At 47.2% G+C, this 22,282-nt stretch carries 21 protein-coding genes and 2 tRNA genes; 12 read left to right on the plus strand and 11 right to left on the minus strand.

Annotated features, from left to right (window positions below):
• The first annotated feature begins 88 nt into the window (after positions 1-88).
• The 5 genes from Micr_RS01365 (at position 89) to Micr_RS05295 (ending at position 2,751) form a co-directional block, all read left to right on the plus strand.
• On the plus strand, positions 89-307 hold the full coding sequence (locus Micr_RS01365; protein ID WP_203134875.1) for a hypothetical protein: 219 nt from the start codon (positions 89-91) through the stop codon (positions 305-307).
• A 95-nt stretch (positions 308-402) separates the two neighbouring features.
• On the plus strand, positions 403-864 hold the full coding sequence (locus tag Micr_RS01370) for a helix-turn-helix domain-containing protein (RefSeq protein WP_203134876.1): 462 nt from the start codon (positions 403-405) through the stop codon (positions 862-864).
• A 12-nt stretch (positions 865-876) separates the two neighbouring features.
• Positions 877-1,926: a flap endonuclease-1 gene (gene fen, locus Micr_RS01375; protein ID WP_203134877.1), complete on the plus strand. Its 1,050-nt coding sequence runs from the start codon at positions 877-879 to the stop codon at positions 1,924-1,926.
• Between the two features lie 90 nt (positions 1,927-2,016).
• A complete protein-coding gene (locus Micr_RS01380; RefSeq protein WP_203134878.1) occupies positions 2,017-2,559 on the plus strand; it encodes an Hsp20/alpha crystallin family protein in 543 nt (180 codons plus the stop codon).
• 57 nt (positions 2,560-2,616) lie between these two features.
• Positions 2,617-2,751 (plus strand): hypothetical protein, encoded by a 135-nt coding sequence (locus Micr_RS05295; RefSeq protein ID WP_255520600.1) that lies wholly within the window; start codon positions 2,617-2,619, stop codon positions 2,749-2,751.
• Between the two features lie 11 nt (positions 2,752-2,762).
• Here the strand turns inward: Micr_RS05295 and Micr_RS01385 are convergent, their stop codons facing one another.
• On the minus strand, positions 2,763-3,356 hold the full coding sequence (locus tag Micr_RS01385; RefSeq protein WP_203134879.1) for a hypothetical protein: 594 nt from the start codon (positions 3,354-3,356) through the stop codon (positions 2,763-2,765).
• 90 nt (positions 3,357-3,446) lie between these two features.
• Here Micr_RS01385 and polX point away from each other — a divergent pair, with 90 nt between their 5' ends.
• Positions 3,447-5,180: a DNA polymerase/3'-5' exonuclease PolX gene (polX, locus tag Micr_RS01390; RefSeq protein WP_203134880.1), complete on the plus strand. Its 1,734-nt coding sequence runs from the start codon at positions 3,447-3,449 to the stop codon at positions 5,178-5,180.
• Between the two features lie 2 nt (positions 5,181-5,182).
• Here the strand turns inward: polX and Micr_RS01395 are convergent, their stop codons facing one another.
• The 3 genes from Micr_RS01395 to Micr_RS01405 are packed head-to-tail and all read right to left on the minus strand — an operon-like array spanning position 5,183 to position 10,431.
• Positions 5,183-8,626: a DNA polymerase II large subunit gene (locus tag Micr_RS01395; RefSeq protein WP_203134881.1), complete on the minus strand. Its 3,444-nt coding sequence runs from the start codon at positions 8,624-8,626 to the stop codon at positions 5,183-5,185.
• A 4-nt stretch (positions 8,627-8,630) separates the two neighbouring features.
• Entirely contained in the window at positions 8,631-10,154 is a 1,524-nt protein-coding gene (locus Micr_RS01400; RefSeq protein ID WP_203134882.1) for a DNA-directed DNA polymerase II small subunit, read from the minus strand.
• Between the two features lie 10 nt (positions 10,155-10,164).
• A complete protein-coding gene (locus Micr_RS01405; protein WP_203134883.1) occupies positions 10,165-10,431 on the minus strand; it encodes a UPF0147 family protein in 267 nt (88 codons plus the stop codon).
• A gap of 233 nt (positions 10,432-10,664) precedes the next feature.
• Between Micr_RS01405 and Micr_RS01410 the strand changes: the two genes are divergently transcribed.
• Positions 10,665-11,096, plus strand: a complete 432-nt coding sequence (locus Micr_RS01410; protein WP_203134884.1) for a hypothetical protein — start codon at positions 10,665-10,667, stop codon at positions 11,094-11,096.
• A gap of 237 nt (positions 11,097-11,333) precedes the next feature.
• Here the strand turns inward: Micr_RS01410 and Micr_RS05300 are convergent, their stop codons facing one another.
• From Micr_RS05300 to Micr_RS01435, 6 genes are all read right to left on the minus strand, one after another.
• On the minus strand, positions 11,334-12,065 hold the full coding sequence (locus Micr_RS05300) for a hypothetical protein (protein ID WP_255520601.1): 732 nt from the start codon (positions 12,063-12,065) through the stop codon (positions 11,334-11,336).
• Positions 12,038-12,511, minus strand: coding sequence for a hypothetical protein (locus Micr_RS05305; protein ID WP_370523904.1), 474 nt, complete (start codon positions 12,509-12,511; stop codon positions 12,038-12,040). Before Micr_RS05305 ends, Micr_RS05300 begins: the two co-directional genes overlap by 28 nt.
• Positions 12,512-12,692: 181 nt before the next feature.
• Positions 12,693-13,139, minus strand: coding sequence for an HIT family protein (locus Micr_RS01420; protein WP_203134885.1), 447 nt, complete (start codon positions 13,137-13,139; stop codon positions 12,693-12,695).
• Positions 13,140-13,262: 123 nt separating this feature from the next.
• Positions 13,263-13,334, minus strand: a tRNA-Asp gene (locus Micr_RS01425).
• Between the two features lie 48 nt (positions 13,335-13,382).
• A complete protein-coding gene (locus Micr_RS01430) occupies positions 13,383-13,859 on the minus strand; it encodes a DUF6114 domain-containing protein (RefSeq protein ID WP_203134886.1) in 477 nt (158 codons plus the stop codon).
• 14 nt (positions 13,860-13,873) lie between these two features.
• Positions 13,874-13,967 (minus strand) — tRNA-Tyr (locus tag Micr_RS01435).
• A gap of 305 nt (positions 13,968-14,272) precedes the next feature.
• Here Micr_RS01435 and Micr_RS01440 point away from each other — a divergent pair.
• Genes Micr_RS01440 through Micr_RS01450 form a run of 3 tightly spaced genes read left to right on the plus strand, consistent with a single transcriptional unit; the run spans position 14,273 to position 16,948 of the window.
• Positions 14,273-14,845, plus strand: coding sequence for a spermidine synthase (locus Micr_RS01440; protein ID WP_226803582.1), 573 nt, complete (start codon positions 14,273-14,275; stop codon positions 14,843-14,845).
• Between the two features lie 31 nt (positions 14,846-14,876).
• Positions 14,877-16,346 carry a cysteine--tRNA ligase gene (cysS, locus tag Micr_RS01445; RefSeq protein ID WP_226803568.1) on the plus strand — a complete coding sequence of 490 codons (1,470 nt, stop codon included), beginning with the start codon at positions 14,877-14,879 and terminating at the stop codon, positions 16,344-16,346.
• Positions 16,325-16,948: a class I SAM-dependent methyltransferase gene (locus tag Micr_RS01450; RefSeq protein ID WP_203134887.1), complete on the plus strand. Its 624-nt coding sequence runs from the start codon at positions 16,325-16,327 to the stop codon at positions 16,946-16,948. Before cysS ends, Micr_RS01450 begins: the two co-directional genes overlap by 22 nt.
• Here the strand turns inward: Micr_RS01450 and Micr_RS01455 are convergent.
• Positions 16,941-19,310 carry an STT3 domain-containing protein gene (locus Micr_RS01455; RefSeq protein ID WP_203134888.1) on the minus strand — a complete coding sequence of 790 codons (2,370 nt, stop codon included), beginning with the start codon at positions 19,308-19,310 and terminating at the stop codon, positions 16,941-16,943. The two genes, Micr_RS01450 and Micr_RS01455, sit on opposite strands and share 8 nt — an antisense overlap.
• Positions 19,311-19,508: 198 nt before the next feature.
• Here Micr_RS01455 and Micr_RS01460 point away from each other — a divergent pair, with 198 nt between their 5' ends.
• Together Micr_RS01460 and Micr_RS01465 are read left to right on the plus strand one after the other, a co-directional pair.
• Positions 19,509-21,515, plus strand: coding sequence for a hypothetical protein (locus Micr_RS01460; protein ID WP_203134889.1), 2,007 nt, complete (start codon positions 19,509-19,511; stop codon positions 21,513-21,515).
• An 11-nt stretch (positions 21,516-21,526) separates the two neighbouring features.
• Positions 21,527-22,273 carry a tyrosine-protein kinase family protein gene (locus Micr_RS01465; protein WP_203134890.1) on the plus strand — a complete coding sequence of 249 codons (747 nt, stop codon included), beginning with the start codon at positions 21,527-21,529 and terminating at the stop codon, positions 22,271-22,273.
• Positions 22,274-22,282: the final 9 nt, after the last annotated feature.

Consider the following 22,282-nt stretch of genomic DNA (forward strand, 5'->3'; position numbering starts at 1 on the left):
CACCTCCTGTCCAAAAGCGTCGCAATTCAATGAATGCAAAACCTTTCTAGACTTTGCCATACAACGTAAAAACATCATGGGTGGGAATTTGAGCATAAGGTTCTGGTACTATAAGCATTTCAACAGGGCAAAGCTCCTGGAAGAGCTGTCGAAACCTGCAGATGGAGACTACGTTGCAGTAACAGAAGGAAATATGGTTACGCGGGTAAGGAGGGATGAGCTTGAGGAATACATGCGTTACGTAAAGGAAAGGGACCAGAAGCACGAAGTTGCCCAAATCCTTGAAGTCAAGCAGCCCAAGCATTAAATATCCGTATTCCTTTAGCACAATGCTTTTTTTGCAGTTTCGGCCCAATATAAGAATATATACCTTGCCGGCATTAATATACTGGGTGTGATTTGATGGAAGAATGCGAGCTCTGCGGCAGGCAAATGGACGTTGCGTATGTGGTATCAATAGAAGGTGTCGAGTTCAGGGTATGCGCAAGCTGCGCAAAGGGCAAGAAAATAATCTCGGAACCTGCAGGGCGCAAGCCCAACAGCACCGGCAGCTATTCGAGGCGCGCCCTACCGGAGGCAGATGACAATGGACCCGCTTTGATAGACGGCTATGGCACTGCGATACGCAACGCAAGGGAAGGGCTTAAGATACCTCTAAAGGTGCTTGCAGAAATGATAAACGAGAAAGAAACTTTCCTGTCAAGGGTGGAGGAAGAGAAAACCGAACCCCCTATGGCGCTGGTAAAGAAGCTTGAGAAGACCTTAAACATAAACCTCATCTCTGCAACAGACAAGCCAGATGCCAAAACGCATTCGATAGGGCAGCGCGGCAACGTTACTCTGGGCGACTATACTACCAAATGAAAAGTGCTTGAGATGGCGGTAGACCTTAGCAAACTCATAATCAGGGAGAAGATATCGCTCAAGGAGCTAAGCGGCAAAACGGTGGCAATAGACGCATACAATGTGCTCTACCAGTTTCTTTCAATAATAAGGCAGCCGGACGGCACGCCGCTAAAGGATTCCAAGGGTAGGGTAACAAGCCACCTATCTGGGCTTTTCTACAGGAGCATAGACCTGATACAAAACGGGATAACTCCTATATACGTGTTTGACGGGATACCGTCAAAGCTCAAAATGAAGACCATAGAAGCAAGGACAAGGAGGAGGGACAATGCCTACAACGCGTGGCTTGAGGCAAAAGCGCAGGGGGCCCTTGAAGCGGCAAGGACATACGCGCAGGAAAGCACCAGGGTGGACAAGGCAATAGTGTCCAGCGCCAAACAGCTACTGGATCTTATGGGCATAGCGCAGCTTACCTCTACTGGCGAGGGCGAGGCTCAAGCGAGCTACATGTGCAGGGAGGGCCTTGTTGACGCAGCTGCAAGCCAGGATTACGACACCCTGCTCTTCGGCGCCCCTGTGATAATAAGGAACCTTACGCTTTCCGGAAGGCGCAAACTCCCCAAAAAGAACGTTTATGTAGAGGTTGAGCCTGAGCGCGTGATACTGGCCGAAACCCTCAAAGCCCTTGGAATATCAAGGCAGCAGCTCATATGGATAGGCATAATGCTTGGAAACGATTTCAACGACGGCATAAAGGGCATAGGCCCGAAGACTGCGCTCAAGATAGCGATGGAATCAAAAAGCATAAGCGACGTGGAGTCAATAGTTGAGCAGAAGTTCAAGACTCCCTTCCAGACCGACATACGCGAGGTCGAGGAGCTGTTCAATAATCCGGATGTCAAACGCATCGAGAAGCCGGAGCTGGAGAAAATGGTCTCGGCAAAGCCCGATATAGAAGGCATAAAGCGCATGATGTGCGACGATTACGAGTTTTCCGAAGCTCGTATTGTCAAGTTTGCCGAACTCCTGGCCAAAAAGAGGGATTCGTCAAGGCAGGAAGGCATATCCAAGTGGTTCTGAACCTCACATACAAATAAAAGTAGGCCCAGTTATGCTGGCTCCGCAAAGCTTTTTATATCTGGTTCAAAAAGTAAAGAGTGTGGCGATTTTATGCCAGGAAAGAAGAAAAAGAGCGACAATAAGGACCAAAACCCGAATGGCGTTCCAGATATAGAGAATCTGATAAAGCTTATTGCAAAAACATTGAAGGAAAATTTTGACAACAACGACATGGCAAGCCTAGCCAATGAGTTTGGAATAGACATAAAACTTTCTGCAAATCCCTCAAAGGCTGTTCCGCCACCAAAGCCCGTGCGCCTGCAGAAGCCGGAGCCGAAGCTGCCCCAGGGCATGCCGCCGGAAATACAAACGCCAACTGAGCCATTTGTCGAAACCATATACAAGAAGGATTCGGTCGTAATAGATGCCAGCATGCCGAATGTTTCAAAGGGGGAGATAAACGTCATAGCCTCGCAGGGAACGCTCATAATAGAGATAAGCCACAAGGGCACTATATACAGCAAGAAGCTGCAGCTTGAGGCCAATGTCGACCCGGAAAAGGCATCAGCCACGTTCAAGAACGGGGTGCTTGAAGTAGTCATGCCAATAGTTGAGATGGCTTACATGAAGGACTTCAAGCTCAGCATAAAATAAGCCAAGCAAAAGCAATAAATATGCCACCGGGGAAATAAAGCTATCAATGGTGCTTTAATGCAGAAGAAAGTAACAAAATCGAACAGGAAGCTAGGCAAGGACTACAGGAACAAGAAGAAGCTCAGCAGGCTGAAGAAAGAGCATAGAAAGAGGCTCAAGGCAGTAAGGAGAAAGGGCAAGGTAGTCGGCTGAGCCCATAACGCCTATGTTATGTCGACGTACATCTTGTCGTTGAATTCATAAGCAACGGAATCCTCGCCTATGCCTATATTGGCGAGCATCTCATCCTTGCTGGCAAATTTTCTTATTTCGCTGTCGAAGTCCATAAGGTATATCCCGTCCGTCTCGTAATACAATATGGGGTTGAGCCTGTCGTTCTTTTCTATTATCAATATTTTTGCAGAGGGATTCCCAAGCGCTATTATAAGGCTGCACAGCAGCGTATACCTGTCTAGCTTTTCCCCGGCTCCGAACTCCATGGTCTCTGCGGGCTCAAGCCAAAATTCCACTGGAAGGTTTATCGTTTCTATCTCCTTCCTTACAAATTCGTATGCTACCACGCTTGCTGCGTAGAAGTCCCTTTCATAGGAATATTTTTCAAAGCCGCTCTTTATGTCCTCGGCCTTTTCCAATACTGACTTGTCTTTCGGGGTAACAAGCCTTGGCAGCTCCGCTACTGAAAGGCTTTCCTCCTCTCCTATATAATCGCGATACCTGTTTATGATCCTTAAATATATCGCGTTCAGCTTCGCCAGCCTCTCAAAATTAGTGCTTCCGCCTTCAGCTTCCGAATCCATTCAAATGCACTGTTGTTATGGCTCTGGCAAATGATAAATCTCTTGCGGTGCTTCTGCTGCATATTTTAAATTTTTCATCGCTTTATAATTATGGCAAACGAAAAGCTCGCGGAAATATTCAATGAAATCGCTGACATGCTGAGCGTTGACAAAAGGCCAACCGCAAGGTTCGAGGTGCGCGCCTACCAGAACGCAGCCATGGCGCTGCTCTCCATGGATGAGGACGTATCCAAGCTCTATGAGCGCTCAGGCATAGACGGTCTTATGTCGATAAGCGGGATTGGAAAGGGCCTTGCCGGAAAGATAGAGGAATACATAAAGACCGGCCGCGTCAGGAAGTACGACGAGCTAAAGAAAAAATACCCAATAGACTTCGAAAATCTTACGAAGATAGAAGGCATGGGGGCAAAGAGGGCAATTACGCTTTACCAGAAGCTAAACGTAACCGACATAAAAAGCCTTAAGGATGCCATATCCTCTCACAAAGTCATGACTCTTGAGGGTTTTGGCGAGAAGAGCGAGCAGCTGCTTGAAAAAGGTATAGAGATGCTCGAAGGCTCAAAGGGAAGAATGCTGCTCGGCTACGCACTGCCTGCAGCGGAATCCATAGTATCAGAACTTCTGGCCTCGAAAAAAGTGGAGAAAGCCATAATATGCGGCTCAACGAGGCGCATGAAGGAAACAATAGGCGACATAGACATACTTGCAATATCGCAGCACCCCGAAGATGTAATGGACCTGTTTGCGAAAATGAAAGGCGTATCCAACATAGTAGTCAAAGGCCCAACGAAAACCACCGTATGGCTTGACATTGGCACGACTTGCGATTTGAGGGTGATAGCCCCAGAAAGCTTCGGGGCAGCAATGCAGTACTTTACCGGCAGCAAGGAGCACAACGTGGAAGTAAGGAAGATAGCAATATCCAAGGGCTACAAGCTTAACGAATACGGGCTATTCGACAAAAACGACAAGGTGGTCTCAGCGATAGACGAAACGGACATCTATTCACGGCTTGGAATGGATTGGATAGAGCCTGAAATGAGGGAGAACCGCGGCGAAATAGCCCTGGCAAAAAAGCATAAGCTGCCGAAGCTGGTAAAATTGCAAGACCTAAAAGGAGACATGCATTCCCATACAAAGGAAACGGATGGGACAAACACTCTGGAAGAAATGGCAAGCGCCGCCATGGCACACGGGCTCGAGTATCTGGCGATAACCAATCATACGAAAAGCCTGAAAGTTGCCAGGGGAATGGACGAGAAGAAGTTTGCGGAATTCTTCAAAAGGGTCGATGCCTTGAACGAAAAGCTTGATGGAAAGCTCACGCTGCTCAAAGGGGCAGAAGTTGACATATTGAAGGACGGATCTCTGGATCTTTCCGCAGCTGCGCTCAAGAGTATGGACTGCGTGGTTGCCGCTGTACACTCAGGCTTCAACATGGGCATCAATGAGATGACATCTAGAGTAATAAAAGCAATTGATTCCGGATACGTGAACATACTTGCGCACCCTACTGGCAGGATAATCAACGAAAGGGAGCCGTACGCTATAGATCTCAGAAAAGTCGCAGAAAAGGCTGAAGAGAAAGGCGTTGTAATGGAGATAGACTCGTATCCGAGCAGGCTAGACCTCAACGACGCATCGATATTTGCCATACGCGACTACAAGGTATTGTTTTCGATAGATTCCGATGCACACAGCGTATCGCATTTCGACAATCTGCGCTATGGGATTGGGATGGCAAGGAGAGGCTGGCTTACAAAGGAAAAGGTCATAAACACGATGCCGGCAAGGCGCATATCCAAGCTGATAGCCAGAAAATAAGCCTACATGAATTTAAGCAGGTTGAACTGCTTGTCGTCTTTTATCGGCACGGTTCCCACCAGCCCAAATACCGCTTCTATCTCCTCCTTGAGGAGAAGAATCCTCTGCTTTATGTACGGCTCTAGCTCATACCTGTCGGCAAGATTTATCGCAGTGTAAAGATACTTCTCTATTCCTCCCTTGGATATCGTGAGCAAAAGCTTGCCTCCGCATCTGGTGCATACGCCCTTTATCGGTATGCGCCTATATTTTGCATTGCACTGCACGCAGCGGAATCCCTGCCTTGAATATGAATGAAGGTTGCCCATCAGGTCAGGTATGAAATGGCTTAGTATTAGCCTCCTGGCAGTATCTCTTTTGTCTATGCTGTACAGCTTGTCCATCAGGCTGAACTGCATTTCTATTTTGTCGTTCATGGTTTTGAGAGTAGTGTACGAACTTCTCTTCGGAGCTTGTGCTACTGCGTCTATGCCGGAAAGATGCGTGAACTTTATCCCGGAATATATGGAATCTTTCTGAAGCCTGTCTCCCACGACTTCTACCTTCACCTCTCCGGGTGCAGGATACGAATATGTCTTGTCATAAAAATCTATGCCGTAGCTTTCCACCACTTCCATGGCGTGGACCTCGTCGTCAACCTCTTCGGGCTTGACGTTTACGGTGAGTATCAGCGGTGCGTCCATTGTGCCTCCCACTGTTGTGGGCATGTAATGCTTTGAAAAATTCACAAGCGCATCAAGGAGCATCATCGTAGTGTCTTCGTCCCCGTCGCAGTTCCTCCTCCTCGCAGAAACAAGGTACGGATGCGCGAATCCCACGCTGGCATCGGTGAATCCTATGATCCTGCCGAGCACCCCTGCAGAAGTGTGCGGAGAAAGCGTTATCACGTAATGGCCTATAAGGTCCTTCTGCTCAGATACGTTGTAAAATTTTTCCAGGCCGTAAAACCTTACCAGCATCTCGTCCATAAATTGCGTGACGTTGATGAAATAATCTGCGCCCCTCCTGTTCAATATTACGTCCTGATGCATGAGCTCGACCAGCTGGTCCCCGCGCTCAAGCGGATTGCCCATATAATCTTTGTCATAGCCTAGCTTCTTCAAGGTCTCTACATCTACGGATATCTCGTCAGGATAGAAATGCGTTATCGGCACATCGGTAGCGTCGAATCTCGATGTTCCGTCTTTGAATATGAATATGTTGTGTGTGCTGCGGAGCAATCCCTTCTCCAGAGGCTCTGCAAGCTTGTCGGCATTCGAAAGCCCCTTAACTCCTTTCATGAGCTTCGGAAGCGAAGTCATTCCAATGTTTTTCATGGCCCTGTTAACCTCGGAAACTATGTTTATTTGCTTCATTTCGCCTCCTTCCATCTGGCCCCCGCATTTCTCGCATTTCAAGCCAGTCCCGAAGTTTCCGCAAAGCTTGCATTTGCGCATTATCTCTGCCCTGCACTTGTGCTCCTCGCAGTAGAATGAGTTTATGTACTCGCCACCTTTGGTGCAGAGGTGTCTTGCAAGCTCGACGTTTATGCTCTGCGAATTGAACTTCTTTCCCTGCAGAACGTACGCCTTGGTTATGCTTCGTTCCTTGCCCCCATATTCGCCTATCGGAAACAATATGTGCGGCGCGGGCTTCATCAGCCTCTCTCTTGCCTTTTCCGGCCTTCCCATTCTTCCGCCGATTTTCGTGGAGCGCTTCATTATCTTGAACTTGGCCAGCTTGTTGAGCATCTCAAGCGAGCTCTGTGCCCGCAGCGCATCTTCGGGCAATTCCTCATTTTGGATTATATTTCCATTCCTTACGAGCCCGAAGCTGGCAATGAGCGACTTTGCTGTTTCGCCCTCTACGTCTATGCTTTCGTTCCTGTCCATGTGGGGTATGCAGGCCCTCTCCAAAAGTTCGCGAGCCTTGGCCAGCCTGTCGCCGCTTATGGTAACCGAATGGATTTCATCCAGCATTTTGGCGCCCCCGAGGTCGGCCTCCTTGAAAGTTTCAACCAGAAAGAGCATGTCCTCAGTGCTTATGTCCGAATAATCGTATATGAATTTTGGATGCATTGGCACTCCGTATTTTTCCGAGATTTCTAACGCCTCTGCAAAATCCGATACCTTTGGAATCACATCGCATCCTGCTTTTTTGAGCTGAAGCGCCCAGTACTCCTCCACATAGCTCGTCGGGCTTAGCGGGGTATTTGTCTTCTTGAAATCTCCGTAAGTGACGAGTATGTCGCCAACCGACAAAATCTTTTTTATATGGGGTTCGAGCCTTCTTGCCTCATCTGCATCCTTTATCCTGAAAGCCTCGCCAGTATCGAGCTTGACAAACGGCCCCTCTATGGTATCAACTGGCACGGCTACGCAGCCTTTTCCGGGCTTTTCGACCTTGAGCTGTGTTCCGGTAGCTATAAATTCATCCATAAGGTACATGGTTGCAGGGTTGAAACCCTTAGAAGCTATGCCGGTGAATCTGCTCCTTCCGTATCTGAGCCTGAAAGCTCCCGAATGTTCCGGATATGCAAATATGGGCCTTCCAGCCACAAGCTCCTGCAGGAATACCACGTCCTTCTTGGTTTCCTTCTGCTCGGTCTGCTGAGATTTTTCTACCTTTATTATCTGGTTGAGCCAGGACCAGTCCAGCCCGGCTCCTTTCGTGTACTTGAGCACGCTTTTTGCCTTCTGCGCTATTCCCTCGCACGAAACAAGGCATATGCCGCTCCTTATCTTGTTTGATATCATCTGCGGCTTCCCGGCAGCGTCAAGCCTGTTTATGTTCCTGTGTATGCCTATTTCTATCTGTTCCGACGCCAGGCCGTCAAGGCATATCGGGCAGTTCTCGAATATTGTCCTTATGTCCTGTTCCGGTGGCAGGTATTGGAGCCTTGCCACTCTTGAATTGTAAATTTGGATCTCCTCCACATATCTGTCCATCTCGGCCTTCGTTGCCTTGTAAGCTCCTATTCCGAGTATCTTCCTCCCATAATCCGCTAGCGCTACCGAGAGTGCAGCCGCAGTGCCTCCTGCGCCTCTTATCGGCCCTGCATATATTATGGCCGCGTAATCGGTTCCGTCCTGATTCCTGTGAAGCTCTATTCCCTGAAGCCCTTCCGTCGGCGCAACCAATATGCCCTCAGTAAGGACCGCAAGCCCTACTTTTGTCGCAAGCGAAAGCCTCTTGTCTATGTCGTCGTTGAACCTTTCGTTGGTGCATACTTCCTTCACCATGGTAAAGGCTAGCTCCTGCCTGGATTTTCCTTCAGAGTTCTTTTTTATAAGCTCAGCCAATCCCTTTATCCCTATTATTCCCTCCACCCTGGTGGCAAGGTCGGGAGCTGGCAATATCTCTACGAATGGTTCGGGGTCGTAGCCCTTTTTCTTGGCTTCGGTTGCTACGCTGAATGCCTTCTCGAAATTTTTGTTAAGTTCTGAAAAATATTCGTGTATGTCCATTCGACTACCTGTTGAAGTCTATAGATGTCACGCTGTAATCCTTCGATTTGAACACCGGCATTATGCACGGGGTTGGTATGTGCCCCTGCCTTACCTGGAAATCCGTCCTTCCCTGCCACGTGCCGCTGTTTATGACCGTAACTCCGTGATATTTCGTAGTCCCGTTCTTGTGTATGTGACCCATGTGCAATATGTCAGGTATTGTGTCTATGACAAGGTTGTCAGTCTTCGACGGGACTATTATGTTGCCTCCGTATATCGGCGAAAGGTGCCTGCGCTTGAGCAGCTCTACCATCGCCTTCTCAGGCACGGAATAGCTGTTGTTCGGTATCGCGCTTATTATGGAATCCAATGAGGTTCCATGGTAGCCCAATACCTCCAGCCCGTGCAGGGTCATGTACGATGGATTCGATACTATGTGCACGTTGTCCTTCTTGAAATCCCCAATGAGCTCCTGCGGCAGCGGAGGCTGCGGCTCTGCTCTCTGCACCGCATCGTGGTTTCCCGGCATTATGAAAACGTGTATGTAATCAGGTATTGCTTCGACAAAATCGAACAGCATCTTGTACTGTGTGTACATGTCGGAGACTGCGAGGTCCCTGTCCTGGTTCGGGTATACTCCTATGCCGTCGGCATCGTCCCCGCTTATCACTATATATTTTATGCCTCCTACCATATCCATCTGGGTGTGGTCAGCATCTCCGTTGAGCCACCTTATCATCTTGGAGAAGTTTTTCTCCATGAAAAGCTTGCTACCCACGTGTATATCGGAGAGGAAAGCTATGTTTATGTTTTCCTCTACCTTCTTCTGCTGCCTTATCGGGACGTCGGGCCACACTATCATGTTTGCTATTACGAACGGCCCGGATATCTTGCCCTTTATCGCTATGACTTCATCGTTGGTTATCGAGTTCGCGTTGACGTAGAGCTCCTGCGCTTCTTTCGAGCTCCCGTTCATGAACATTACTTTCGCATATCCCTCTTCGTCTTCCAGCTCTAGCATGAGGTTGTTGTTCTTTGTTATTATCTTCCTGTTTACTATTCCGAATATGTAAACCTCTCTTCCGGAAGCGTAATCGTTTATGTGCTCCAGGCTCTGCAGGAACTGGCCATAGCTGCTGTGCTGCGCTATTATCTGGCGCATCCTTGCAAGCCTGTCCCTGAAATACATTACGAAATCGTTTATGCTGCCGTTGGTGTGCTCTACTTCTCTGCCCCTTATCTTGTACTGCGCGTCTATCTCAGCAGCAAGGGGCTTGAAGTCCGCAGACCTGCTCACCTCTATCTTTATCGGCTGCTTCTGCTCCATTATCTTGTCTATCGCCTTCTGGAGCTCCTCACTGCTCACTATGTGCAGCGTTTCCTCGGAATTCCTGCCCTCTATAAGCTCGTATGCCAATGCCGAAGGGTCAATGTCCTTCAGCATGTCCTCCTTTATGTCTCCCCCTATAAGCATCCCTGCCTTGGACAGGGCCGAGGCAAGCTGCTTGAGCGAACCCCTGGCGATTACCTCCTTTTCGCTCTCCATGTTATTGCTTTCAATCCTTTATCGATTCAAGTATGCTTAGTACTCCCCATATCACAGTCCTGGCCTGCGGCGGCAGGTTTATGTCGTTGCTCACGGAATCAAGGCTGTATATGGCCGAAGACGCCCTTACTGTGAATTCTCCTTCCTCGTTAAGCTTTGACTTCGCTTCGCTTACGGCGCTCCTTACATTCTTAGGCACGCTCGTGTCGCTTATAAGCATGTCCATCTGCATGTTTGCCTGCTTTATCAGCTCCAGCACTTCATCTTTCTTTGGCATATTATCACCGATAATTAGTACATTTACAGCTAGTATTGCATTTAAGCTATTTATAGCTGAGCCTCTGCCCTGCTTTTAAGCATCCTACCCTAAAAGCGAAAACGCATAAATATTTTTGCAGGTATAGAAAATATGCTTAGCCAAAAGCAAAGGGATTCGGAAATCTTCGTTTACAATCCAATGCCTGCTCCTGTTCCTGTCCACATAGGAAACAAAAATACCTAAACCAGTCCTTGGAACTTAAGAATCCAAGGGAAGACGCGGTAAAGATTGCGCTTCTAGACCTTGGCATACCGGCATACTACGAATACATGCGCTATCCATTGAGCAACGGCAGGGCATACTATCCAGATTTCATGACGTCAATATTCCTGAACGGGCGCCAGGTCATACTCGAGCCCCACAGCACGGTGAACGATACCGGATACCTGAAAAAGCTTAGCGAGTTCATAAATACTTACGATTTTTATCTGGTTTTGATATCTAACAGGTCGCACAGAAAGCTAATCGAGCATGGTTCTGATCCTGAGGAATTCGTAGACAAATACTGGTTCATAAACAACTTTTACAACGATGAAAGCTTTGTCAAGCAGAATTCTGAAAAGGTGAAGAAGAAGCTCAAGAATCTTCTAAGAAGGCCCGAAGCCGAAATAATCAAAGAGTGAACACACCCAATAATTGATATGCGGATTAAGCAAAGGTTGGTATTTTATACGTTATTTCTTTGATGAAAACTTCAGGCAAAACGCATGAGCAATGAAAGTGTCGGCCCGAGAAATGAAAATACGCTGCAGAACTACATCAGGAGGCAGGGCATTTCAGGGCAGCTGCATCTTGCCGTTTAACCCAAGTGATACTGCGGCCTTTAGGTCGCAGAGAAGGTCATATTTTTATAGTTATATTTATTTTTTTCCAGCCACAGGAGTAGAAGCATAGCTTTCTTTTGCAAGACGAGCTGGTGCGTACTCGCTATCCTGAAGCATTCCGTTCAGCAGCCGGCTTATAGCATAAACCGATGCGTATGAAACAGTAAAAACAAATGCTCCGACTACTACTACGGCCATGGCTTCAAGCCCAAGCTGGTGCAGCGCCATGATGCCGCCGCCAAACAGTATCCCGTTCGGAAGGTTCGAAGCGCCGGAAGCAGCTGCAAATGGGGTCTGCGCGAAGAACGCTATCATGAGCAGGCCAAATACACCGCCAACCAGATGCCCAGGCAGCACTCCTATCGGATCACTGTACCATTTAGGCTTGGAGAATATACTTTCCGCAAAGACAAATATTGGCCCACTGATAAGTCCTAGAATGACAGCACTCCCCGGGCTCACATAGCCGGCAAGGGGAGTTATGACTATAAGCCCCATCAGAACACCATTAACGGCGTATATCAGCCCAGGATCCCGCTTTGAAACAAGGAATTTAGTAAGCGTGGTTGAAACCATTGCAGAAGCAGCAGCTAGGAACGTGGTTATCACAACTATAATCGTTTCAGTTGTGAAGGCGAGTTCGCTTCCCGGATTGAAGCCAAACCAGCCAACCCATAACAGTATGATGGAAAGCGTTAGCCAGCTAGAGTTCAGGTTCAGGCGTTCCTTCTTCGACTGTTTCAGGCCCCTTTCTTTTCCTCCTGCCATATTCGAACCATTATAGCAAGAGCAGCGAATCCTGCAGCGCCATGGACAATTAGGCCTCCGGCGAAATCACGAACGCCCAGCATATACAGCCAGCCTGTCGGATTCCATATCCATGCGGCAGGAATGGTCCATATAAATATGAAGTATACGATCGAAAATAACATGAAAGCTGACATTTTCATCTTTCGTAGTACGACCACGCCAACAAGCGCCAGTGTTACTGAGGCGAATGCCGTTTCAAAGAGAAAATACGTGCCCGTCGAAAGGCCTGTACCAAAAAATTTGGCACCTGTAAGCCAGAAAACGCCAGTCAATTCACCAGGCAGATTTGAAGAAAAAAGTCCGAGGAATATATTGCTATAGCCCGGATTTCCAATTATGCCGCCTATCGTTGGCGCGAAAGCAATATCAAATCCGAAAGGCCCATAAAAAATAATGAAAAACAGGTTATTATAACAGCCTTATACAGGCTTCTATCCATTCTGTGGTTGATTTCACCTATTTCCAGAAGACCAACGGATACAGTCATCGTAAATACAAGAAGACTTGCAAGCAAAACCCAGAGATTATTTATAAGATCTAGAGACATCAGAATCACTTATGGGCAAGTTATCAATATCGGGTATTTTAGTATTTAGGCAAGAATTCCGCGCTAAGTTCCGAAACTGCCTCCTTGATCTGATCAGTGCTTCTGTGCAAGGCTCTATCGGCAGGGTTGCTGTGGAAATTGTCGCTCTTGCCTGGCAAAATATGCACATGGTAATGCGGGACTGTCCTTCCTGCGCTTGCACCCACACGCTCTATCTTGGAATAGCCGTCAAGCCCGTGCTTTTTGTAGAACCTAGCCACGAGCGATTCCGCCCTTTGCATGTCCTTTAATTCTGTTTCCGTAAGCTCTGTAAAATCCCCCCTGTGCTCTATGGGCATCAGAAGGAAATGGAAATCATGGTCTGCATCTTTCGATGCAACTATCCTGATTGCGCCAACTTTCGTTATAGTAGAGACGCCTATGATTTTCTCATCGTCAAATATGTCTGCCATAGCCTTGCCCTGCTGCCTTGTTTTTTCCACCATTAACGCACCCAAGCATACAGCATAATTTTATTGCAACAATAATCTAAAAATATGCCGCATGCAGCCTAAACAGCAAAGGACAAGCAAGATGCGAGGTAGTCAGGCTCTTGGCATTGCAGGATTCGCCTCGGTCGGGATTCGAACCCGAGTCGCAACCGTGACAGGGTCGTATGCTAACCACTACACCACCGAGGCTCTGCAGAATATTTCTGCATTGTCAGCTATAAATAACTTCTTGTCTTGCTACTTCTTCATGAGTCCCAGTGCTCCTCCTATTATTCCCAGGATCATGCCTACTAAGAATCCTCCGTCTCCGAGTATGCTTATGAGCGAGAATATTATGGCAACTATGGAGAATATCTTGAGCCTGTTCCCCTTGGGATTGTATGACATGATTCCGCTAAGCATGACAACGATTCCGCATATTACGCCAACTGCTGCTACTGCATATATTACATCCGCCAGCGCCCCGCTGTTCACATAATTGTTTATTAGCCTTATCTCAGTGGCGTTGTGCGCTAGTGCAGGATTAGAAGCAGTGAGGTTTGCTATTATCGAATTGGCCGAAACAGAACTGATAGCGCTGACCGCGCTCAACTCGTAGATTCCTCCCAAAAGTATGAGTACGCCTCCTATAAGCATGAAAATAAACGGGAGCGTGTGCTTCTGCTGTCCCGCTGATGGAGACATGAACTTTTCTGTTGCGCTTTTTCCTTGCATAATTACACCTTATTTCCCGTTGGAGCGAGTCGAACGCTCAACCTGCCGGTATCTTCTTGACGAAGAATCAAACTACAGCCGGCCGCTCTGCCATTGAGCTACAACGGGCATAACACTTATTTCGGCAAGAATATTAATAAGTTTACCTTATAAATTTATCTTACTGCCATTCCAAGTCTCTTGCACATCCAACGTGCGGTGCAGGTGATTAAATCACGAACATACTAAAATCCTTCTACGAATCCGCTTTCGGGAAAGTCCTCGCCGAAAAGTACAGCCACGGAGCAAGGATAAGGATAATAAAGAAGGGCCCGTACAAGGAGCTGATATACAACAGCACGGTCTTTTCGCGCATAGTAGAGGGGCGCCTCCTCACCGGAAGCTATTGGGACTACTTCCTGCCTCTTCCATCACTGTTCGAAAATCCCAAAATACTGATAATAGGCCTTGGCGGAGGCACGATACCGTACCAGATAGAATCTTTATACCCTAACGCGAGCATAGACGTAATAGAGATTGACGAGGCCATAGCGTCCATGTACAAGATATTCATAGGCAAGAACCTAAAGTCAAACATAATACTTGGCGATGGGATAGAGTACATGGAGTCCCACGGCAACATGTACAATATTGTGATACTTGATGCATATGTAGACGAGAACATGCCAGAGGAATTTTTCTCCGACAGGATGATAAATGCCGCGAGCTCATCGCTCATGGGAAACGGGGTTCTGGCAATAAACTATACGCTTACCTCGCTTGGAATAGCGAATTCGAAGAAGCTCACCAAAGCTCTTGCCAAAATGTTTGAAGTATACACTCTTTCAATGCCTCCAATATCGGGGAACAGGGTTGTAATATGCCTAAAGGGTGTCGATGCAGGAAAACTCAGGGCCATAGGCAGCATGCCCAAGCTCAAGGAGGAGCATGCATACATAACCAAGGCGTATTCCAACATGGATGAAGACAATCAGGAAGTAATTTAGTGTTGACCTAATAAATAAAATCGGTGCTGTTTTGCCTTCAATAAAGATGTACAATACCATGTCCCGCAGGATAGAAGACTTCAAGCCTTTGAATCCTCCAAAGGTGTTGATGTATGCATGCGGGCCTACGGTTTATTTCTATGCCCACATAGGCAACATGCGCGCCTATGTGTTTGAGGACATGCTTAGGAGAACGCTGGCACACGAGGGCTACGAAGTAAACCATGTAATGAACCTTACCGACGTTGGGCATCTGGCCAGCGACGCCGATACTGGGGAAGACAAGATAAGAAGGGAAGCCTCAAAGGAGCACAAGAGCATGTCGGAAATCGCTGACTTCTACACAAAGGCCTTCATGAAAGACCTATCGCTGCTCAACATAACGACTCCGACAACCATGGCAAAGGCTTCAGACCACGTCAACGAAATGCTTTCGCTTATAGGCACATTGGACAAGGAGGGATATCTATATACGATAAAGGATTCCAGCAGCGGAGTATACATGGACACATCCAAGGTGAAAGACTATGGAAAGCTTTCGGGAAGGACATTTGAAGAGCTGAACAAGAGCCAGCAGGCAGGCGCAAGGGTCGACAGGCCTGAAGGGCTCAAGAACATAACGGATTTTGCAGTATGGCGCTTCGCCCCAGAAAGCTTAAAGGAGATGGTATGGGATTCGAAGTTCGGGAGGGGCTTTCCAGGATGGCACATAGAATGCAGCGCAATGAGCATGAAATACCTTGGCAATACTTTCGACATACACTGCGGAGGTATAGACCACATACCAATACATCACACCAACGAGATAGCCCAATCCGAATCCGCTACTGGCGCGACGTTCGTCAACTACTGGTTTCACGTAAATTTCCTGACCGTAGACGGAGAAAAGATGGCGAAATCTCTTGGCAACATATACACGCTTGATGACATAATCAAAAGAGGCTTCTCGCCGCTAGCCTACAGGTATTTCCTCCTTAGCTCGCATTACAGGAGCCAGCAAAACTTCACCTTCGACGCGCTGCAAAACGCCCAGAATACGATAAATTCCATATATACCGTAGCACAGAAGCTGGCAAAGGTATCCGCCAAATTCGACAAGCTCGACAAGGAAACGATAAAGTTTGCTGAGAACATACGCGTCAAATTCTTCAGCGCTATATGCAACGACTTCAACACTCCGGAAGCCCTTGCGGCCATGCACGAGCTTGTGTCAAAGGCTGCCAACCTGGTAGAAACCGGCACCATAGGCATAGATGCATCATCTCTTGTGCTGAACGTACTCCTGGATTTCGATTCGGTTCTTGGCATAAGCATAGACAATTATGCAAAGGAAAAGAGCCTTCCTTCCGGGTCCGAAGAGCTACTTAAAGCTCGCGATCAGGCACGTGCATCCAAGGACTTCGCCAAGGCCGACGAGCTGCGCAAGGAGCTGGAAGAAAAGTTCGGAGTAATCGTTGAAGACACGCAGGAGGGCAGCAAATGGTTTTTGAAGGCGCAATGAGCATGCATGGAAAGGAGCCAAAAGACGAAAACTTCGGTTTCTTCACGTCGAGGCTTTACAAAGTATTCTCGAACACTTTTCCAAGCATGAAATCATTCTACTCGTTCATACTTTCCGACATCGCGAATTACAAGTTCTCATCCATGCTAGACATAGGTTGCGGCCCAGGTATTCTGGATGTGAAAATTGCGCAGATGTTTCCCAAAGCCAAAATATGCGGGATAGATCCATCAAAGGACATGATAAAGCAGGCGGATTCGCTCTCCAAGCGAATGGACATCAAAAACCTCGAATTCGCAATAGGCAAAAACACCGAAATACCCTTCGATCTTCAATTCGATATTGTGATAACTACCTTGTCATTCCACCACTGGGCTGTAAAGCGCAAGGCCTTGGAATACATAGCCAAGCGCATTGCTCCCCGGGGCAAAATGGCAATATATGAATTCCTCAAGCCCGAAAAGGGCATGGGAATTTCTGGAAGCCATTCGCTTAGCGTAAGGGAAGCAAATACATACTCCAATATTCCCGGCCTTGAGCCGGCAAAAGTGTCAACAGAAAAAGGATTCATAAAGGTAATTCTGGAAAAGTCTTCTAAGTAGTGGAATTGGCATAGCTTATCTTGAATATCCTGCTGTCCGAGTTCTGGTAAATGAGTTTCATGCTTACTCCTGTTCCATTTCCATAATCGCAGCTTGCCTTCGAGCATCCGTAAAGGAACTCGAACATGTTGCTTCTAGTAAAGTTTTGGCCAACGAGCGCTGCACTAGTTATATTGTGCCCGGAATATGTCATGAAGAACGTATAATTCACAGGCGATCCGGTCACGTTGTGCTCTATATAAGTGCCATTTGCGAAATTGTACAAAATGGTGTGCTTTAAGATGGTGTATCTGCCGTTGCTTCCCAACGCCGTTTCGACATCGCCAGGGTTGGAGAGATTCAGAAGCATTACGCCTTCGAGGCCGCTGTTTCCCTGCGCTACAAAGAAAATTCTTTCGAACGTGCTGTTGCTTGTTACGTTTACGCTGCTGAATGCGTCATAGCCATAAGTTGCTGCTATCGTGTTGCTCAGGTTGCCTTCGGTAGCTATGCCTCCGAGTTCCTGCAGCCAATAATATCTTGCCAGAAGGTATTCTGGCCTATGCGTCTCGTTTAATAGGTAATGTGCATCCGGGCTTGTGTTTAGTATAAATCTTGCGAAGCCTGCTATAAGCTTAGGATTCTGGCCTCCAACGCTGTCCATTGCACTGGTCCTGTTCGCCCAGCCCTCTATGACAGAGCCATCAGGCCAAACTGCCAGGAATGTTGCGTTGCTCGGGGTATTATTTTTCACCCATGTAAGCGCAGAAAGGAAATTGGCGTTTATGCCGTCAGCCTGTACCGACGTGAAAGACTCTAGATTTGTCAAATAAAGCATGTATACGAGTATGAATATAGCTACGGCAGCGAACATGAGCCTGCCATAAGTCCGAATCCCTTTCTTCGCGTTCTTCAAGACATTTTTGTCGAATCCCAAAAGCCTGCCTATCGCGTAAAGCCCATAAGCTGCAAATATCGCTATAGGCACAGCTACTATCGAATTGAACCTTACCGCATTGATTTGCAGGTAAAAGGTAGCCACGAAATAAGCAAGCATTACCAAGAATTCGGGCGAGAACTTGAGCCTGTGCAGCATCGTGTACTTCTGTCCCGGGTGTATCCTGTCTGCAAAGAGCAGGTAAAGGATTATGCCGACCGGAGCAAGAAAGAGCTGGTACGCAAAGCTTGCCCAAAGGAATGCAAACGTCGGAGGCTGCAGCTCCTGTATTGTGGTATCCAGGTGGCTGCTCGCTATCACGAGCCCGTCGCCGCTAGCCACCTGCGCAAGGAATCCTCCGAAGAATACGAGGATTACAACCAAAGCTACTACTATTACCGCAACAACAAATTTTGCCCTTGCTGCCATGTTCATAGTAAATGAAGGGAACCTGTTTCTTTCCCGTATAAGGTAATAGGCAAGAAGCGTGCCTATAACTACCGGGCCATAGAATATGAAGAAGTGCAGGCTTGAGAGTGCCTGCGTTCCCCTTATTATTGTAAGTGCCATCCACATGTGCTGCATCGCATATGTCAGCAGCAGCGCAAAGGTCAGCAAAAGCGAATCCTTGAGCAGCTGAAGGTCAGACGTTATGTAACCAAGCACTGTTATTAATATTACTGCAAGCATGTACACTATTATTGTAAACGGCGCGCCATTCCACACTGCGGTGCCAACTCCCAGGACGAAAGCAGCCAGCAGCGCAAATAGCACCTTCTTTCTGGCGCTCTTGGCCCTGAATACCGCTATAAAGAATATGAGCGAAAGTATCATGAAAGAGGTTATGAAGCCGTCTCCCCTGTATACGAGCGCAGCTGTCCTGGCTATGTCGCCGCTTGATATTGCTACAAAAAACATTGCCAGAAATGCCAGAACCCTGCTTTTGGCAAAATACCTTACAATGTAATATGCGCCTATTGCGTCAAGGACACCGAAGAGTATTGGCACAAGCCTCATCATGGTGTAATAGCTTGCACCGAAGTACCTCAATACCGCATACGGAAAAAGCGTGACGAAATAGAGTCCCAGCGGCTCCGTGATCGGGAAATGCGTAGGAAATCCTGAAAGAACCAACGTCTTAGGTATTGCAAACCCGTGCGTGACCGCGGCCCTTATGACCGAAAAATGATAAAAGCCGTCGGGCTCAAAGAATCCTGCATACTTAAGCATCCCGGTCCTTAGGTATATGTCAAGTATTATTACGATTATGAAAAGCGCTATTGCAGCATAGCCGTATTTGCCTATGGTGAACCTGGCCTTTTTGCCGTTACCTGCATTGGCATTATGCTCTGCTGGCGTTGACGAGTCAGCTCCAACGCTGACCTGCGGTATGCTCTCCTCGTGCTTCTCGGCAATCTCCGGTTGTGCTTCCTGTCCAGAATCCATAAACAGACCAAACTCGCTACTGAAAATTAAGTCAATAAAGCCTTTTTGTTATGAACTTTTTTAATGCTTATCCTAACATTCATGGCATCTAGCCTAAAAATGCCTGCCAGCCTTTACGATAAAGAAAATAAAAATACTAATAAATATATCAGATAAATATACATATCGAACTATGCCGCGCTCAGGTCTGGAGATATCATGGATACCACAAAATACAAAGCGATAGCTTTCGTCTTCATGTTTTCATTTATTCTCATTGCATCCTATTCATCATATTCGAATGCGAATACGGTTGCTGTCAATGCTTCGATAAATGCCGTGTGCCAGTTCGCACTGTACAATACGCATTCTGTCGTTTATCCGCTGCTCTCAAACATTTCGGTCAGCTTTGCCTCCCAAGATCTTGCAAACTGCTCAATATCAAGCATGCCAGGCACTATGACAGTTTTCTATCCTAACGGTACCAGAGCCTTGAACTTCAGCTCTGAGTTCTACAATTTTACAGATTCCCAGACACAATACAATTTTCCCGCTTCTTTCAACGGCCTCAAGCAGGGCAATTATACCGCAAACATAACCCTCAAAGAGACGCCCACATACAAAAATTCGACTACAATATCGCTAATACTTCTCAATCCTCCGAACGTTATAGCCAGCAACATGATAGTGGGAAACGTAAGCTATGGCTCTCAGCTTCCTGTTTCCCTGCGCCTCCATAACAACGGTTCCCTGGCCTCAAACACGATCACGCTTTATATAAGAATAAACGGCACTGCCGCGTTCAATAAAAGCTATGTCCTAAGCCCAATAGCCCCTAACCAGACATTCCCAATAATACTGTCACTAAGCAATGTCACCAACACTCCCGGCCCATACAAAATATATGCATATGCTGGCTTCAGCGAATATGGCAGGACGTTCCTGTCTAATGTGGTAAAGGCGAACTACACCGTTCCATCTCCTCCCTCTACTTCGAAAATACCCTCTAACAGAACTACTACGCCAATAGTAAAGCCTCCTTACGTGGAGATAACTACGGTGCCTATATACTCTTCAATACCTTACGGTACTTCTGCCGTATCGTCGCTAGGGCTTAAAGACATAATAGCACAGCCAGAAACCGTCACGCTAAGCATAAACAGCTCGTATTCCAACCTGATGAGCATTTCGGCTACTTCCCTTTCGCTCAAAGCGAACCAGACCGAACTGGTGCAGGTATACGCCAATGGAAAATCCAACAAGCCAGGCAGCTACATAGTTCCGATAGCGATAAACGCCACCTTGGCTAACGGCACATCATCCCTGCAAACCGAATATGTATCGTTTACCGTTTACAATAAGACAAATTCAACGGCATCAATAAATTACAACGTAGCTCTGCAAAATGACACAACGTCCGCTCTAGGCACTGTTACAGTTTCAGGTGCCGTAAATACGAGCCTGAAGAACACAACACTGCTCACCATAATACCGGAGGCAGAGGTTTCATCGTCAAACGACATAAACGCCTACGGCCTGCCTAACAGGATAGAAGTCGTCAACAATTCCTATTATATAATATGGAACATAAGCAGCATACCCGCATCCAAGCAGGTAATAGTGTATTATTCGATAAGTAATCCGAAAAGCCAGTCTCTTCTCAGCGACATACAGAACATACTATACTCTCCTTCTTCCATATCCTTCCTCAAGCTTTTCAAGATAACAAGCCTTTCACTCCCCACGCTCTTTACAAATTCATACGGGCTAATCAACGTTTCTGCAATATATACTGGGGTATTGCCGAGCACGGTATCGCTTTATCTCGTAAGCTCCACCGGGCTCAAGGCCATAAACGCTTCATACAGCCAGGGTATAGTGCCAAACCAGCAGGTTTTCCACTCTTTCAGGGTAGCTTCAGGTCCGGTTCCTGGGACGTATCTGCTGTACATGTATGCTTCCGCTGCAGGCGTAAACTACAACTATACGCTGCCCCTGCTGGTTGAAAAGCTGGTTCCATCAACTACCGTGCTCACAACAGTGCCGCCTACTCCGGTGCTCGAAAGAAACATATACACCTATGCCGCTTATGCGGCTATCGCCATAATATTGATAGCAATCGCCACGTACGCTGCATATAAATATAAAAACAAGCCCAGATACAATCCGAAAGTTGCAAAGGAGCTTGTAGAGATCACCAAAAAGGAGCGTTCTAAGAAGGGTTGAGGTTCTTCAAAATGACAAAAACATATAGCATAATCATTGCTTCCATAAAGGGCGGTGTCGGAAAGACCACCGTGGCGGTCAACCTTGCAATAGCGCTAAGCATAGCCGGATACAAGACATTGCTCTACGAAATGGACACGGTAAATCCGGGGGTGGGCTATCACCTAGGCAAGCTTGACGACGAATCCCGCGTTCAGGTTTACAAACCGACTGGGCTTCAATATGTTCCTGCACGCGTATCAGAATCTTCCGATGCAATGGTGCCAGAGCGCGTCTCGCAGCTGGAATCGGAAATTAAAAATGGCGACTATGATTTTGTGATAGTAGACACGCAATCGGCCGAAAAATCCCTGTTGAAGAAACATTTTGACAACGGCCTTATAATAATAAATCCGGACGAGCAGTCTTGCGCTGCCGGAATAATGGCCAAAGACATGGTCGAATCTTCAGGTGCCAAATGCAATATAATGCTGAACAGGGGGTTCGAAAAGCCTTATGCGCTTAGCGACAAAGAGATAGAAGAGATGTTTGGAACTCCGATAATGGCCAGGGCAGAAGAGGACCTTTCGTTGCGCAAGAGCCTTCTGAGCCATGTTCCGAATGTCCTGACAGAAAATGCACCTAAATTCAATGACCAGATAAACAAGCTGGCGAGAGTATATGCTGCGATGATTGACGAAGATTACGCGCAAAAGTTCGAAAATTTCAGCAAGGAACTCAACAGGGCGAAATCCGAAATCAAAAAATTGCAGAAGTAAAACACTTGG

This window comes from Candidatus Micrarchaeum sp. (assembly GCF_016806735.1).
GTDB classification, from domain to species: Archaea; Micrarchaeota; Micrarchaeia; order Micrarchaeales; family Micrarchaeaceae; genus Micrarchaeum_A; species Micrarchaeum_A acidiphilum_A.